The sequence below is a fragment of the Kitasatospora sp. NPDC059599 genome (genome assembly GCF_042735125.1).
GTDB lineage: Bacteria > Actinomycetota > Actinomycetes > Streptomycetales > Streptomycetaceae > Kitasatospora.
This window is the reverse complement of the sequence record NZ_JBHWCL010000224.1, coordinates 1-12,012: the sequence shown is the minus strand read 5'-3', so window position 1 is coordinate 12,012 and position 12,012 is coordinate 1. Positions and strand designations below refer to the sequence as shown.

General features: G+C 72.8%; 13 protein-coding genes. 10 read left to right on the top strand and 3 right to left on the bottom strand.

Annotated elements, in window-relative coordinates; genetic code table 11:
* Positions 1–183 precede the first annotated feature (183 nt).
* Together ACFV04_RS41625 and ACFV04_RS41620 are read left to right on the top strand one after the other, a co-directional pair.
* Complete coding sequence (locus tag ACFV04_RS41625; protein ID WP_360265228.1) at positions 184–1,281, top strand: GAF domain-containing sensor histidine kinase; 1,098 nt, start codon at positions 184–186, stop codon at positions 1,279–1,281.
* Positions 1,274–1,942, top strand: a complete 669-nt coding sequence (locus ACFV04_RS41620; protein ID WP_380536310.1) for a response regulator — start codon at positions 1,274–1,276, stop codon at positions 1,940–1,942. The genes ACFV04_RS41625 and ACFV04_RS41620 overlap by 8 nt, the downstream gene beginning before the upstream one ends.
* Positions 1,943–2,031: 89 nt before the next feature.
* On the opposite strand, the gene ACFV04_RS41615 is transcribed toward ACFV04_RS41620, so the two are convergent.
* Entirely contained in the window at positions 2,032–2,835 is an 804-nt protein-coding gene (locus ACFV04_RS41615) for a hypothetical protein (RefSeq protein ID WP_380536308.1), read from the bottom strand.
* Between the two features lie 150 nt (positions 2,836–2,985).
* On the opposite strand from ACFV04_RS41615, the gene ACFV04_RS41610 reads away from it, so the two are divergent.
* The 7 genes from ACFV04_RS41610 (at position 2,986) to ACFV04_RS41580 (ending at position 9,425) form a co-directional block, all read left to right on the top strand.
* Positions 2,986–3,777, top strand: a complete 792-nt coding sequence (locus tag ACFV04_RS41610; RefSeq protein WP_360265201.1) for an ABC transporter ATP-binding protein — start codon at positions 2,986–2,988, stop codon at positions 3,775–3,777.
* A gap of 163 nt (positions 3,778–3,940) precedes the next feature.
* Positions 3,941–4,363, top strand: a complete 423-nt coding sequence (locus ACFV04_RS41605; RefSeq protein ID WP_360265204.1) for an NfeD family protein — start codon at positions 3,941–3,943, stop codon at positions 4,361–4,363.
* A gap of 10 nt (positions 4,364–4,373) precedes the next feature.
* Positions 4,374–5,423 carry an SPFH domain-containing protein gene (locus ACFV04_RS41600; RefSeq protein WP_360265207.1) on the top strand — a complete coding sequence of 350 codons (1,050 nt, stop codon included), beginning with the start codon at positions 4,374–4,376 and terminating at the stop codon, positions 5,421–5,423.
* A 215-nt stretch (positions 5,424–5,638) separates the two neighbouring features.
* Entirely contained in the window at positions 5,639–6,397 is a 759-nt protein-coding gene (locus ACFV04_RS41595) for a sulfite exporter TauE/SafE family protein (protein WP_380536305.1), read from the top strand.
* Between the two features lie 134 nt (positions 6,398–6,531).
* Complete coding sequence (locus ACFV04_RS41590) at positions 6,532–6,711, top strand: DUF1272 domain-containing protein (RefSeq protein WP_360265212.1); 180 nt, start codon at positions 6,532–6,534, stop codon at positions 6,709–6,711.
* A gap of 85 nt (positions 6,712–6,796) precedes the next feature.
* Positions 6,797–7,102, top strand: a complete 306-nt coding sequence (locus ACFV04_RS41585; RefSeq protein ID WP_360265215.1) for a 4a-hydroxytetrahydrobiopterin dehydratase — start codon at positions 6,797–6,799, stop codon at positions 7,100–7,102.
* Between the two features lie 115 nt (positions 7,103–7,217).
* The gene (locus ACFV04_RS41580; protein WP_380536302.1) at positions 7,218–9,425 is read left to right on the top strand and encodes a PQQ-binding-like beta-propeller repeat protein; all 2,208 of its coding nucleotides are present in this window, start codon (positions 7,218–7,220) and stop codon (positions 9,423–9,425) included.
* A 28-nt stretch (positions 9,426–9,453) separates the two neighbouring features.
* On the opposite strand, the gene ACFV04_RS41575 is transcribed toward ACFV04_RS41580, so the two are convergent.
* Positions 9,454–9,984, bottom strand: coding sequence for an HNH endonuclease (locus tag ACFV04_RS41575; protein ID WP_360265221.1), 531 nt, complete (start codon positions 9,982–9,984; stop codon positions 9,454–9,456).
* A gap of 293 nt (positions 9,985–10,277) precedes the next feature.
* Here ACFV04_RS41575 and tyrS point away from each other — a divergent pair, with 293 nt between their 5' ends.
* The gene (tyrS, locus tag ACFV04_RS41570; protein ID WP_360265231.1) at positions 10,278–11,546 is read left to right on the top strand and encodes a tyrosine--tRNA ligase; all 1,269 of its coding nucleotides are present in this window, start codon (positions 10,278–10,280) and stop codon (positions 11,544–11,546) included.
* 219 nt (positions 11,547–11,765) lie between these two features.
* Here tyrS and ACFV04_RS41565 read toward each other — a convergent pair.
* Positions 11,766–12,012: hypothetical protein (locus ACFV04_RS41565; protein ID WP_380536300.1), on the bottom strand; the 247-nt coding region annotated here is incomplete at its 5' end.

The window sequence follows — 12,012 nt, the reverse complement described above, 5'->3', positions numbered from 1 at the left end:
CCGGGCTTTGGCCCCCGCACCTGCCTCGGGGGCGGCCGCAGGCGGACGCGGCCGCCCCGGACGCGGCGGTAGCTTGGCGGTATGCCCAGCACCACCGGAGACCCCCTGGCCCACCGCGGCCCGCTGCCCGCCTGCGACCCGTGCCTGTCCGGGATCGAGGCCGTCAGCCAGGCGCTGCTCGCGATGAGCCGGCACCTGGAGGTCCGCGAGGTGCTGCGCCGCATCACCGCCTCCGCCCGGGAACTGCTCGGCGCCGAGTACGCGGCCCTCGGCGTGCCCGACGACCACGGCGGCTTCGCCCAGTTCGTGGTCGACGGCGTCACCGACGAGCAGTGGCGGGCCATCGGCCCGCTGCCCCGCCAGCACGGCGTGCTCGCCGCGATGCTGCACGAGACCGGGCCCACCCGCCTCGCCGACGTCCGCCGGGCACCCGCCTTCGGCGGCTGGCCCTCCGCCCACCCCGAGATGGACGCCTTCCTCGGCATGCCGATCCTGGACACCGACGCGGCCGAGGACGAGCCGCAGGTGATGGGCGTCATCTTCCTCGCCAACAAGCGCGGCGGCGGCCTCTTCACCGATCACGACGAGGAACTGCTGCGGATCCTCGCCGCGCACGCCGCCCTCGCCCTGTCCAACGCCCGGCTGTACGAACGCAGCCGCGAACTCACCCTGGCCGGCGAGCGCGCCCGGATCGCGCACGACCTGCACGACGCCGTCTCGCAGAAGCTCTTCTCCCTGCGCCTCACGGCCAAGGCCGCCGCCAAGCTCGTCGACCGCGACCCGGCCCGGGCCCGCGCCGAACTCGCCGAGGTCGCCCGGCTGGCCGCCGAGGCCGCCGACGAACTGCGCGCCGTCGTCGTGGAACTGCGCCCCGCCGCCCTGGAGGAGGACGGACTGAGCGCCACCCTCGCCTCCCAGGTGCAGGTCCTCGACCGGGCGCACACCGCCGACGTCGCCTTCGCCGCCGACGGCGTCCGCGCCCTGCCGCCGGCCCAGGAGGCCGCGCTGCTGCGGGTCGCCCAGGAGGCGCTGCACAACGCGCTGCGCCACTCCGGGGCCGGCCGGGTCACCGTCACGCTGGCCGGGACGGCCGCGCGCGGCGCCGTGCTGCGGGTGCGCGACGACGGGCACGGCTTCGATCCCGAGTCCGTGCGCCGGGCCGGCCGCCACCTCGGCCTGGCCTCGATGCGCGACCGCGCGGCCGCCGTCGGCGGCACGCTCACCCTGGAGTCGGCCCCCGGCCGGGGGACGCTCGTCGAGATGGAGGTCCCCGGTGCCTGAGAGCACACCGTCGATCCGCGTCCTGCTGGTCGACGACCACCAGGTGGTCCGGCGCGGACTGCGCACCTTCCTGGAGGTCCAGGACGACATCGAGGTGGTCGGGGAGGCCGCCGACGGGGCGGGGGGCGTCGAACGGGCCCGCGAACTGGACCCCGACGTCGTCCTGATGGACCTCAAGATGCCCGGCGTCGACGGGATCGAGGCGCTGCGCACCCTCAAGAGCGAGGGCAGCCGGGCCCGGATCCTGATCGTCACCAGCTTCACCGAGCACCGCACGATGGTCCCCGCGCTGAGGGCCGGCGCCGCCGGGTACGTCTACAAGGACGTGGACCCGGAGGCGCTGGCCGGGGCGATCCGCTCGGTGCACGCCGGCCACGTGCTGCTCCAGCCGGAGCTGGCCGAGGCCCTGCTCTCCGACGAGGGCCCGCGCGCCCCGCAGGGCCGCGGCGGCACCCTCACCGAGCGCGAGCGCGAGGTGCTCGGCCACATCGCCGACGGCCGCTCCAACCGGGAGATCGCGCGCAGCCTGCACCTGTCGGAGAAGACCGTGAAGACCCACGTCTCCAACATCCTGATGAAGCTGGACCTCGCCGACCGCACCCAGGCCGCGCTCTGGGCCGTCCGCAACGGGGAGGCCCGCGAGACCGCGCCGCGGGCGTGACGGGCCGGCGGGCCGTGCCCGGGGGTCGGTTTCCGGCCAGCTGCGGGGGCGGCGGTCCCGCGTACGGCGGCGGCCCGTCCCGCGAGCCCTCAGCGGGCCTCGCGCTCGTCCACCAGGGCGTTGTAGGCGGCCACCTGGGCCCGCCGGGCGGTGCGCCGCAGCGGGGCCAGGACGGACTGCCGCGCGGCCATCTCGGAGGCGCTGACGGCCGCGCCGTGGCCGCCGGAGGCGATCGACAGCAGCGCGGACACCTGGCGGGCCGACTCCAGCACCCGGACGGCGCGCGGCGGGTACCCGGGCGCGAGCAGTTCGGCGTGCCCGCGGCGGCGGTACGCCTCCAGGGCGCGGACGGTCTCCGGCCCGGCACCGGCCACGTCGAGCCGGGTGAGCAGCACGGTGGCCTCGCGCAGCCCGTCCGCCAGCTCGCGCTCGGCCTCGTGCAGCGACGGCACGTCCGCCGGCGGTGTGTCGTTCACCTCGCCGCAGCGCCACAGCACGGTCGCCGAGCGGTCCCCGGCCGGTCCGAACACCTCGACCTCCGGCACCAGCCCGAGCGGCGCCCCCACCGCCAGGACGGCCTCGCCCGCGGCCATGGCGCGCTCGTTGAACGGCGCCGGGCCGGTCAGTCCCAGCGGGTGCCCGGCCGACGGCAGCGCGAGGCGCAGGCCCGTCACGCCCAGCACCCGCAGCCGCCCGAGCGCCCAGGTCAGCCCGTGCCGCTCGTCCGGCCCGTCCCCGGGCAGCCCGGTCACCCGGTGGCCCTCGTCGGCGCCCAGTACGGCCGCGGCGGCGTTGTCGGGCGGTACCAGGCCCGCCAGCAGGGCGTTGCCCCAGGCGGCCAGACGCCCCGAACGGGGCTCTTCGTACGGATTGTCGGCAGGAGTCGCGAGCATCCGGCCAGCCTACGGAATCGGCGGTCATCCGCGTGGCGTAGGTTTGCCCATGCGTGTGCGGCGCACCCACCCCGTGCCCACCGGCTGCCGGAGTCGGCGTGCCGCCCGCACCGACGGCCGAGAATCTTGTTTTTTGGGGAAGGCATAGGCATGAGCGACGTGCTGGAGCTGGTGGACGTATCCGTGGTCCGGGAGGGGCGCGCGCTGGTCGACCAGGTCTCGTGGTCCATCTCCGAGGGTGAGCGCTGGGTCATCCTGGGCCCGAACGGCGCCGGCAAGACCACCCTGCTGCAGATCGCCTCCTCCTACCTGTTCCCGACCTCGGGCAAGGTCAGCGTGCTGGGCGAGAAGCTGGGCGAGGTCGACGTCTTCGAGCTGCGTTCCCGGATCGGCCTGGCCGGCGCCGCCATGTTCGACAAGCTGCCGGCCGAGCAGACCGTGCTGCAGACCGTGCTCACCGCCGCCTACGGCATGACGGTCAGCTGGCAGGAGAGCTACGAGCAGTCGGACGAGTCCCGCGCCCTCGCGCTGCTCGACCGCCTCGGGATGTCCAACCTCACCGGCCGCAAGTTCGGCACCCTCTCCGAGGGCGAGCGCAAGCGCACCCTGATCGCCCGCGCCCTGATGACCGACCCGGAGCTGCTGCTGCTCGACGAGCCCGCGGCCGGCCTGGACCTCGGCGGCCGCGAGGACCTGGTCCGCCGGCTCGGCGCGCTCGCCCAGGACGAGTTCGCGCCGGCGATGGCGATGGTCACCCACCACGTCGAGGAGATCGCGCCGGGCTTCACCCATGTCCTGATGATCCGCCAGGGAAAGGTGCTCACGGCCGGCCCGATCGACACCGAGCTGACCGCCCGTAACCTCTCCAAGTGCTTCGGCCTGCCGCTCACCCTGGAGCGCCACGGCGACCGCTGGTCGGCCCAGGGCCTGCCGCTGGGCTGAGGCCCCGTCCGCCCCTCCCCGCCCCTCCGTCACCCGTCCCGGCGCGCTCGCCGTGCCCGTCCTCCGGAAGGCCGTCGGAACCGGTCGCACGTGCGACCGGTTTCCGCCCCTCGACCTGCGGGAACTGTCCGCCTCGAAGGCCTTCGCTCCCTAGGATGGACGTGTGGACAGCTGGATCTGGTGGCTCCTGGCCGCCGCGGCGCTCGGCATACCGCTGGTACTCACCGCGATGCCGGAGTTCGCCATGTTCGCGGTCGGAGCGCTGGCCGCCGCCGGCGTGGCCGGACTGGGCGGGGGAGTGGTCCTGGAGACCGCCACCTTCCTCGTGGTCTCGGTCGCGCTCGTGGCCTTCGTCCGCCCGATCGCCTACCGGCAGCTGCAGAAGGGCCCGCACATCAAGATGGGCATCGAGGCGCTGCACGGCGCCACCGCGGTCGTCGCGGAAACCGTCGACGGGGAGGGCGGCCGGATCAAGCTGAACGGCGAGATCTGGTCGGCCCGCGCGCTCCACCCGGACCAGGTCTACCGGCCCGGGCAGCAGGTCGACGTCGTCGAAATCCAGGGCGCGACCGCCCTGGTCGTCTAGGGGAGAGTCCGTGGAACCCGTCCTTATCGTCCTGGTCGTCCTGGTCGTGGTGGCCTTCATCGCGCTGATCAAGACGATCCAGGTCATCCCACAGGCCAGCGCGGCGATCGTGGAGCGCTTCGGCCGCTACACCCGGACGCTCAACGCGGGGCTGAACATCGTCGTCCCGTTCATCGACCGCGTCCGCAACCGGATCGACCTGCGCGAGCAGGTCGTGCCGTTCCCGCCACAGCCGGTGATCACCCAGGACAACCTGGTCGTCAACATCGACACCGTCATCTACTACCAGGTCACCGACCCCCGGGCGGCCACCTACGAGGTCGCCAGCTACATCCAGGCGATCGAGCAGCTGACCGTCACCACGCTGCGCAACATCATCGGCTCGATGGACCTGGAGTCCACGCTGACCTCCCGCGAGGTCATCAACGCCGGCCTGCGCGGCGTCCTGGACGAGGCCACCGGCAAGTGGGGCATCCGGGTCAACCGCGTCGAGCTGAAGGCGATCGAGCCGCCGACCTCCATCCAGGACTCGATGGAGAAGCAGATGCGCGCCGACCGTGACAAGCGTGCCGCGATCCTCACCGCCGAGGGCCAGCGCCAGGCGCAGATCCTCAAGGCCGAGGGTGAGAAGCAGGCGGACGTGCTCAGGGCCGAGGGTGAGGCGCAGGCCGCGGTGCTGCGCGCCGACGGTGAGGCCGCCGCGATCCGGACGGTCTTCGAGGCCATCCACGACGGCGACGCCGACCAGAAGCTGCTCGCCTACCAGTACCTGCAGACCCTGCCCGAGCTGGCCAAGGGCGACTCCAACAAGCTGTGGATCATCCCCAGCGAGGTCGGCGACGCGCTCAAGGGCCTCGGCGGCGCATTCACCGGCCTGACCGGCAACGGCGGCGGGATCAACGGCGGCGCGGTCGCGGCGCCGAGCGTCCCGAAGCCGGCCCCGGCCACCCAGGTGCCGATCGACCCGGCGTCCGGGCCGCGGCCGGTGGACACCGACAAGGGCGCCGCCCGCCCCCGGGTGGACCCGACCAGGGAGTACCCCAAGATCGACCCGGAGTGAGTTCGCCCGGGTGAGCCGGCCCTGACGAGTGGCCGAGTCGTCCGACGCCGAGGGCCCGCCGCCGTACGCCTCCCGTACGGCGGCGGGCCCTCGCGGTTCCGGCGGGCCCGTTCGGGGACGGTGTGGTGTACGTCCCGAATCGTGGGCGGGCCTGGTGGGGCGGGAGGGAGGTCCGGCATGATCCCCTCGGACAGGACCGAGAGGAGAAGTGACCCATGACGCTCTGGGAGGCGGTCGCCGTTCTGGTGGCCGGGGTCGGCGCCGGGATGATCAATGTGATCGTCGGCTCCGGGACCCTGATCACCTTCCCGGTCCTGCTCGCCGTCGGCATCCCGCCGGTCACCGCCAACGTCTCCAACTCCTTCGGCCTGGTGCCCGGTTCGCTCAGCGGCGTGATCGGCTACCGCCGCGAACTCGCCGACCAGGGGCGCCGGGTGCTGCGCCTGGGCACCGCCTCCCTGCTCGGCGGTCTGCTCGGCGCGCTGCTGCTGATCAAGCTGCCCAGCGGGGCCTTCGACGCGATCGTCCCCGTGCTGATCCTGCTGGCGCTCGTCCTGGTGGTGGTCCAGCCCCGGGTGGCGAAGGCCGTCGCGGCCCGCCGCCGGCCGGGCGGCGATCCGGACGGCGGCGCGCTGCTGCTGGCCGGGGTGTTCCTCACCGGCATCTACGGCGGGTACTTCGGCGCCGCGCAGGGCGTCCTGCTGATGGCACTGATGGGCATGCTGCTGCAGGACGACCTGCAGCGGATCAACGGGGTGAAGAACGCCCTGGCGATGATCGTCAACGCCGTCGCCGCACTGTTCTTCCTGTTCACCTCGACCGTGAACTGGGCGGCGGCCGGGCTGATCGCGGCGGGCTCGCTGGTCGGCGGACTGGTCGGCGCCAAGGTCGGCCGCCGCCTGCCGCCGGCCGCGCTGCGCGGGGTGATCGTGGTGGTCGGGCTCGCGGCCGTCACCAAGCTGCTGGTGGGCTGAACGGCCGTGCGGCGGTGCGGCGGTGCGGCGGTGAGGTCGTGTGGGCGTGCGGCGGTGAGGTCGTGCGGCTGTCAGGTCCTGCGGTCGTGGAGCCGTGTGGATGTCGGATCGTCGGAGAGTCGGAGGAGTAGGCCATGGCCCTGGAGATGCGCGAGAGCTGCGAGCGCTGCGCGGTGTCGCTGACCGGCGACGGCGCCGCCTCGATATGTTCCTACGAGTGCACCTTCTGCCCGGACTGCACCAGGGCCATGGCCGGCGCCTGCCCCAACTGCGGCGGCGAACTGGTGGACCGTCCGCGGCGGAAGGCCGCCTGACCGGCAGCCCGGAACGTCCGGACTCCCGGGCCACTCCGGACGACTCCGGACCACTTCGGATCGACGACCCACCAGGAGCGCAGCGATGAGCAACAGGGCACGGCTGAGCGAGGACGAGATCACGGCGGCCCTGGCGGCGCTGCCGCACTGGACCCGGGAGGGCGACAGCATCGCCCGCAGCGCCGACGCCCCGGACTTCCCGGCGGGGATCCGGGTGGTCGCCGCCGTCGCCGAGCAGGCCGAGGCGCTCGACCACCACCCCGACATCGACATCCGCTGGCGCACCCTGCGCTTCGTGCTGTCCACCCACAGCGCCGGCGGTCTCACCGGCCTGGACTTCACCCTGGCCGCCCGCATCGACGAGGCCCTGCGCGCCGAGTCCGCGGCCTGACGGCACCGGGCCGGGCGGCGAGAGCGTACGCCCAGGGCCCGGGTCGCCCCCCTGGACGGGCGTGAGATGCTGACTGCCGCATCGGCTGGCAGGTGGCTCGGGAGGGACGGATCGGATGGCGCAGGAGCCCTTCGGAGACGCCCACACCGGGCAGCAGCCCTGGTACCCCCAGGCACAGCCCGTCCAGGACGGGCCGGGCCGGCAGGACGGCGGGCACTACGGGCAGCAGCCGCAGGACCAGGCGCACTGGCAGCAGCACACGGGCTACGGCGCGGCCGGGTACGGGCAGGCCGGCTACGACCAGCACGGGTACGACCAGGCCGGGTACGACCAGAACGGTTACGGGCAGGCCGGATACGGACAGGTCGGCTTCGACCAGAACGCTTACGGGCACACCGAGTACGACCAGTACGGCTACGGGCAGGCCGGGTCGGGGCAGACCGGCTACGTCGAGGGCGGCTGCGTTCCCGGGCAGCCGGGACAGTACGACGGCCGGCCGCAGTACCAGCCGCTGCCGGAGTACCCGCAGTACGAGCAGCACCCGCAGCACCCGCAGTCCCCGCAGTACGAGCAGCCCCCGCAGTACCCCGAGCAGGCGCAGCAGCAGTACGTGCCGTACGCCGCTCCGGAGCATCGGTCCGTAGGGGACGCGCTGTACGTTCCGGCGGGTGCGGAGTACTCGGTGGACGGCTACGTGCACCTCGATGACGCCGAGCCGGAGCCGGTGCCCGTTGCGGAGAAGGGCCCGGAGAAGCGCCCGAGGAAGGCGCCGACCGAACCCACGACCCCCGAGGCCGGGTCCGCCAGGCGGACCCGGACCGCCGGCCGCCGGGGCGGTGACGGCGGTCCCGGTACCGGAGCGGGTTCGTCGTCCGGCTCGGGCAACGGCTCGGGCAACGGCTCGGGCGATGGCTTGGGGAACAGTCCGGAGAACGGCTCGGGGGACGGCTCGCAGGGCGGCTCCTCGCTCTCGGCCCGGGCCCGCAAGGCCGCCGACGCGGTGCTGACGGGGGAGCACGTGCCCAGCCGGAAGGCCCTGCTGGTGCGGGCCGGTGCCGGGGTGGCCGCGCTGGGGGTGCTGGTGGCGGCCGGACTGATGGTCGGCGCCGAGGGTGGTGGCAGCGCGGCCGCGAGCAGCGGCGGCGAGCCCGGTTTCACGGTGGCGCACACGCGGGCGTGGTCCGCGCAGCCCGCCGCGGCCGGGCAGTCCGCGGGTGACGACACGCTGGTCGGCAGCTGGCTGCTGGCTGACGCGGTGGTCCGGGCCGACGGCTCCGGGGTGCGCGCGTACGACCGTGCGGGCGGCAAGCAGACCTGGTCGGTGGAGCCGCCGGCCGCCGGGGCCGTCCCGTGCGGGCTGTCGGCGGGCGTGAACCGGGCGGGCCTCGGCGCGGCGCTGTTCCGTCCGCAGGCGGACCCGAAGAGTCCCTGTTCGATGGTGGCCGTCGTGGACACCAAGACCGGCAAGACGGCCTGGACCAAGGGCCTCTCGGACGCCAAGGGCAGCTACTCCGCGCGGGTCGGCGTCACCGAGGACAAGGTGGTCGCGATCGGCGACGACCGGGTGGTGGCCTGGGAGTCGGCGGACGGGAAGGACGTCTGGCAGTACACCGGCCAGGGCAAGTTCTGCACCCTCTCCGGCGGCGTCAGCGGCAAGACCGTGCTGGTCGCCTCCTCGTGCGCCGACTCGACGCCCGCCGACCAGGCCGTCTCGCTGAACATCGCGGACGGCAAGGTCGGCTGGTGGCGGGGGCTGAACAACCAGCCGAAGACGGTGACCGTGCTGTCCGCCGAACCGGCCGTGGTCCTCACCACCGGTGACAAGCCGGAGAACGACCGGGTGTTCGCCTGGGGCGCCGCCGGCGACCCGGCCGCCGAGATCCCGGTCGTCACCGACGGCGGCCGGTTGGACGTCGCCCACGGAACCTTCGCGGCCACCCCCGAGGTGTTCTTCGAGGGCCGCACGATGGTCGCCACCCTGACCCCGGCGAACGGCAGCGGGCCGACGGCCGCGGTCGGCTACGACCTGGACACCGGCAAGCAGCGCTGGAAGGTCCCGACCGTCGCCAAGGGCACCGTCCGGGCGGTCGGCGTCGACGGCGGCTCGCTGGTGCTCGCCGCCGACGAACGCCGCGACCAGCCCGCCCACCTCACCCGGTTCCCGCTGACGGGCGGCCAGGAGGCGGCCGGCGGCAACTTCCCGCCGGGGACCGGCTCGCTGCTGGTCTCGGGGCGGGTGCTGATCGGCGGTGGACAGGTGGTCGTGGTGCCCGAGCACTCGACCAACTACGGCACGGCGGCCGGGTACCAGGCGAAGGACTGAGACGGCCCCGCGCACCCGTCCCGGACGGCTACGCGGCTGGGACGGGCAGGCCCGGCACGGGCGGCAGCCAGTCGGCGAGCTCACGCGCCTCCGAGCCGCGCAGGCCGAGCGCCAGCATCAGGCTCGCCTGCGGGGTCGGTACGAACGGGCGGCGCAGCAGCTTCATCCCGGCCTGCTCCGGTGTCCGATCGGCCTTGCGCTGGTTGTCCTCCGCGCACGCGGCCACGGTGTTCAGCCAACTGTCCGCACCACCGCGCGATTTGGGGTGAAGGTGGTCGACCGTGGTGGCCCGCCGCCCGCAGTACGCGCAGATGTGCTGGTCCCTGGCCAGGACGCCCCGCCGCGACCACGGAGCCTGTTGTCGGAACGGCACCCGTACGTACCGTTGCAGTCTGATCACCCTCGGCACCGGGACCGCGACGCCCGTCCCCCGGATCGAGCGCAGCGGGTGCGCCTGCTCCACCACCGCCTTGTCCTGGAGCACCAGGACGACGGCGCGCTGGAGCGACACCGTCGTCAAGGGCTCGTAGCTCGCGTTCAGAACCAGCGTGTTGCGCACTCGGCACACCCTTCCCACAGGCGTGCCACGGCGGCACGACCGTCTCCACACACGTCACTGCCGCCGCGCGGCGGTGACACCACTCTGAATGGGCACACAGCCGACGAACAACGGAATTTCCGGTATCGCGGAGGGGCCGGCGGGAGTGGGCCGGCGTGACCGGAGGGGTGCCTCGGGGAAAACTCGCTGGCCGGAACCGCGTAGGCTCTAACAGGCTGGAGTCGCACCGACCCGGGGCCCGACCGAATCGGGCCGCCACCGGCCGGGCGCCCGATAGAAGGAGAAGCGTGACCGTGACGGACATCGTCGACGAGCTGCGGTGGCGTGGGCTGATCGCCCTGTCCACCGACGAGGACGCACTGCGCAAGGCGTTCGCGGACGGCCCGGTCACGTTCTATTGCGGCTTCGACCCGACGGCCCCCAGCCTGCACCTCGGCAACCTGGTGCAGATCCTCACCATGCGCCGCATCCAGCAGGCGGGGAACCTCCCGCTCGGCCTGGTCGGCGGTGCCACGGGCCTGATCGGCGACCCGAAGCCCACCGCCGAGCGCGTGCTCAACGACCCCGAGACGGTGGCCGGCTGGGTGGAGCGCCTGCGCGGCCAGATCTCGCGCTTCCTCGACTTCGAGGGCCCGTACGCGGCACGCATGGTCAACAACCTGGACTGGACGTCCGGGATGTCGGCGATCAGCCTGCTGCGCGACGTGGGCAAGTACTTCCGGGTCAACAACATGATCGCCAAGGAGGCCGTCGCCCGACGGCTCAACTCCGACGCGGGCATCAGCTACACCGAGTTCAGCTACCAGATCCTGCAGGGCATGGACTACCTGGAGCTGAACCGCCGCTACGGCTGCTCCCTGCAGACCGGCGGCAGCGACCAGTGGGGCAACCTGACCGCCGGCACGGACCTGATCCGCAAGGCCGACGGCAAGTCCGTCCACGCGCTGGCCACGCCGCTGATCGTCAAGGCCGACGGCACCAAGTTCGGCAAGACCGAGTCCGGCACGGTCTGGCTCGACCCCGAGCTGACCACTCCGTACGCCTTCTACCAGTTCTGGCTGAACGCGGACGACCGGGACGTCTCCAACTTCCTGCGGATCTTCAGCTTCCGCTCGAAGGAGGAGATCGAGGAACTGGAGCGCGAGACCACCGAGCGCCCCGCCGCCCGTCTTGCCCAGCGCGCCCTCGCCGAGGAGCTCACCACCCTCGTCCACGGTGCCGAGCAGTACGAGCGCGCGGTCGCCGCTTCCAAGGCGCTGTTCGGACAGGGTGACCTCGCCGACCTGGAGGCCCCCACCCTGGCCGCCGCGCTGGCCGAGGTCCCGAAGGCCGAGGTGTCCGAACTCCAGCCGGTGGTCGACCTGTTGGTGGCTGTCGGCCTGGCGCCGAGTCGATCGGCCGCCCGCCGGACGATCAAGGAGGGCGGTGCCTACCTCAACAACGTCAAGGTGACGGACGAGGAGGCGGTGCCGACCGAGGCCGACCTGCTGCACGGCCGTTGGCTGGTGCTGCGGCGCGGCAAGCGGAACCTGGCGGCTGCGGAGCTGGTCTCCGCCGGCTGATGCGCAGGGTCGACCCGGTCGACCCGGTCGACCTGCTCGGCCGACGAGCCTGGCTGAAAGTACACCCGCTCTGAGCTGCGACTTCGAGCACCGAGGGCCGGATCTGGACAGATCCGGCCCTCGACGTTTGACGATGCCGCCCGGGTGGCCTAGTGTTGAACGAGTCGCTGGAGCGGCCACCTCTTTCAGCAAGACCCACTCTCACACTTCCGAGCCCATTCAATTGGGTTCATTGGCGTTTTCGTCAATCGGTGTGGGTGTGAATTTCGAGTAACTCTCGGAATGCGCTAACGTGGTGGACGTCGCAGAAAGCGGCCCGACCAGTTCGGAAAATCGGATGAATGAAACTCCGGAAAACGGAGCGGAAAACGTCTGATAAGCTGGAAACACGAAAGAACGAAGCCCGGAGGGCCTGCTGGAAGGCAGTCCGAAGGAAGCGTCCGTTCCTTGAGAACTCAACAGCGTG

Coding starts and splice junctions, on each gene's coding strand:
- ACFV04_RS41580 (WP_380536302.1), top strand. CDS start 7,218: ATGGCGCAGGAGCCCTTCGGAGACGCCCACACCGGGCAGCAGCCCTGG.
- ACFV04_RS41590 (WP_360265212.1), top strand. CDS start 6,532: ATGGCCCTGGAGATGCGCGAGAGCTGCGAGCGCTGCGCGGTGTCGCTG.
- ACFV04_RS41625 (WP_360265228.1), top strand. CDS start 184: ATGAGCCGGCACCTGGAGGTCCGCGAGGTGCTGCGCCGCATCACCGCC.
- ACFV04_RS41595 (WP_380536305.1), top strand. CDS start 5,639: ATGACGCTCTGGGAGGCGGTCGCCGTTCTGGTGGCCGGGGTCGGCGCC.
- ACFV04_RS41585 (WP_360265215.1), top strand. CDS start 6,797: ATGAGCAACAGGGCACGGCTGAGCGAGGACGAGATCACGGCGGCCCTG.
- ACFV04_RS41615 (WP_380536308.1), bottom strand. CDS start 2,835: ATGCTCGCGACTCCTGCCGACAATCCGTACGAAGAGCCCCGTTCGGGG.
- ACFV04_RS41610 (WP_360265201.1), top strand. CDS start 2,986: ATGAGCGACGTGCTGGAGCTGGTGGACGTATCCGTGGTCCGGGAGGGG.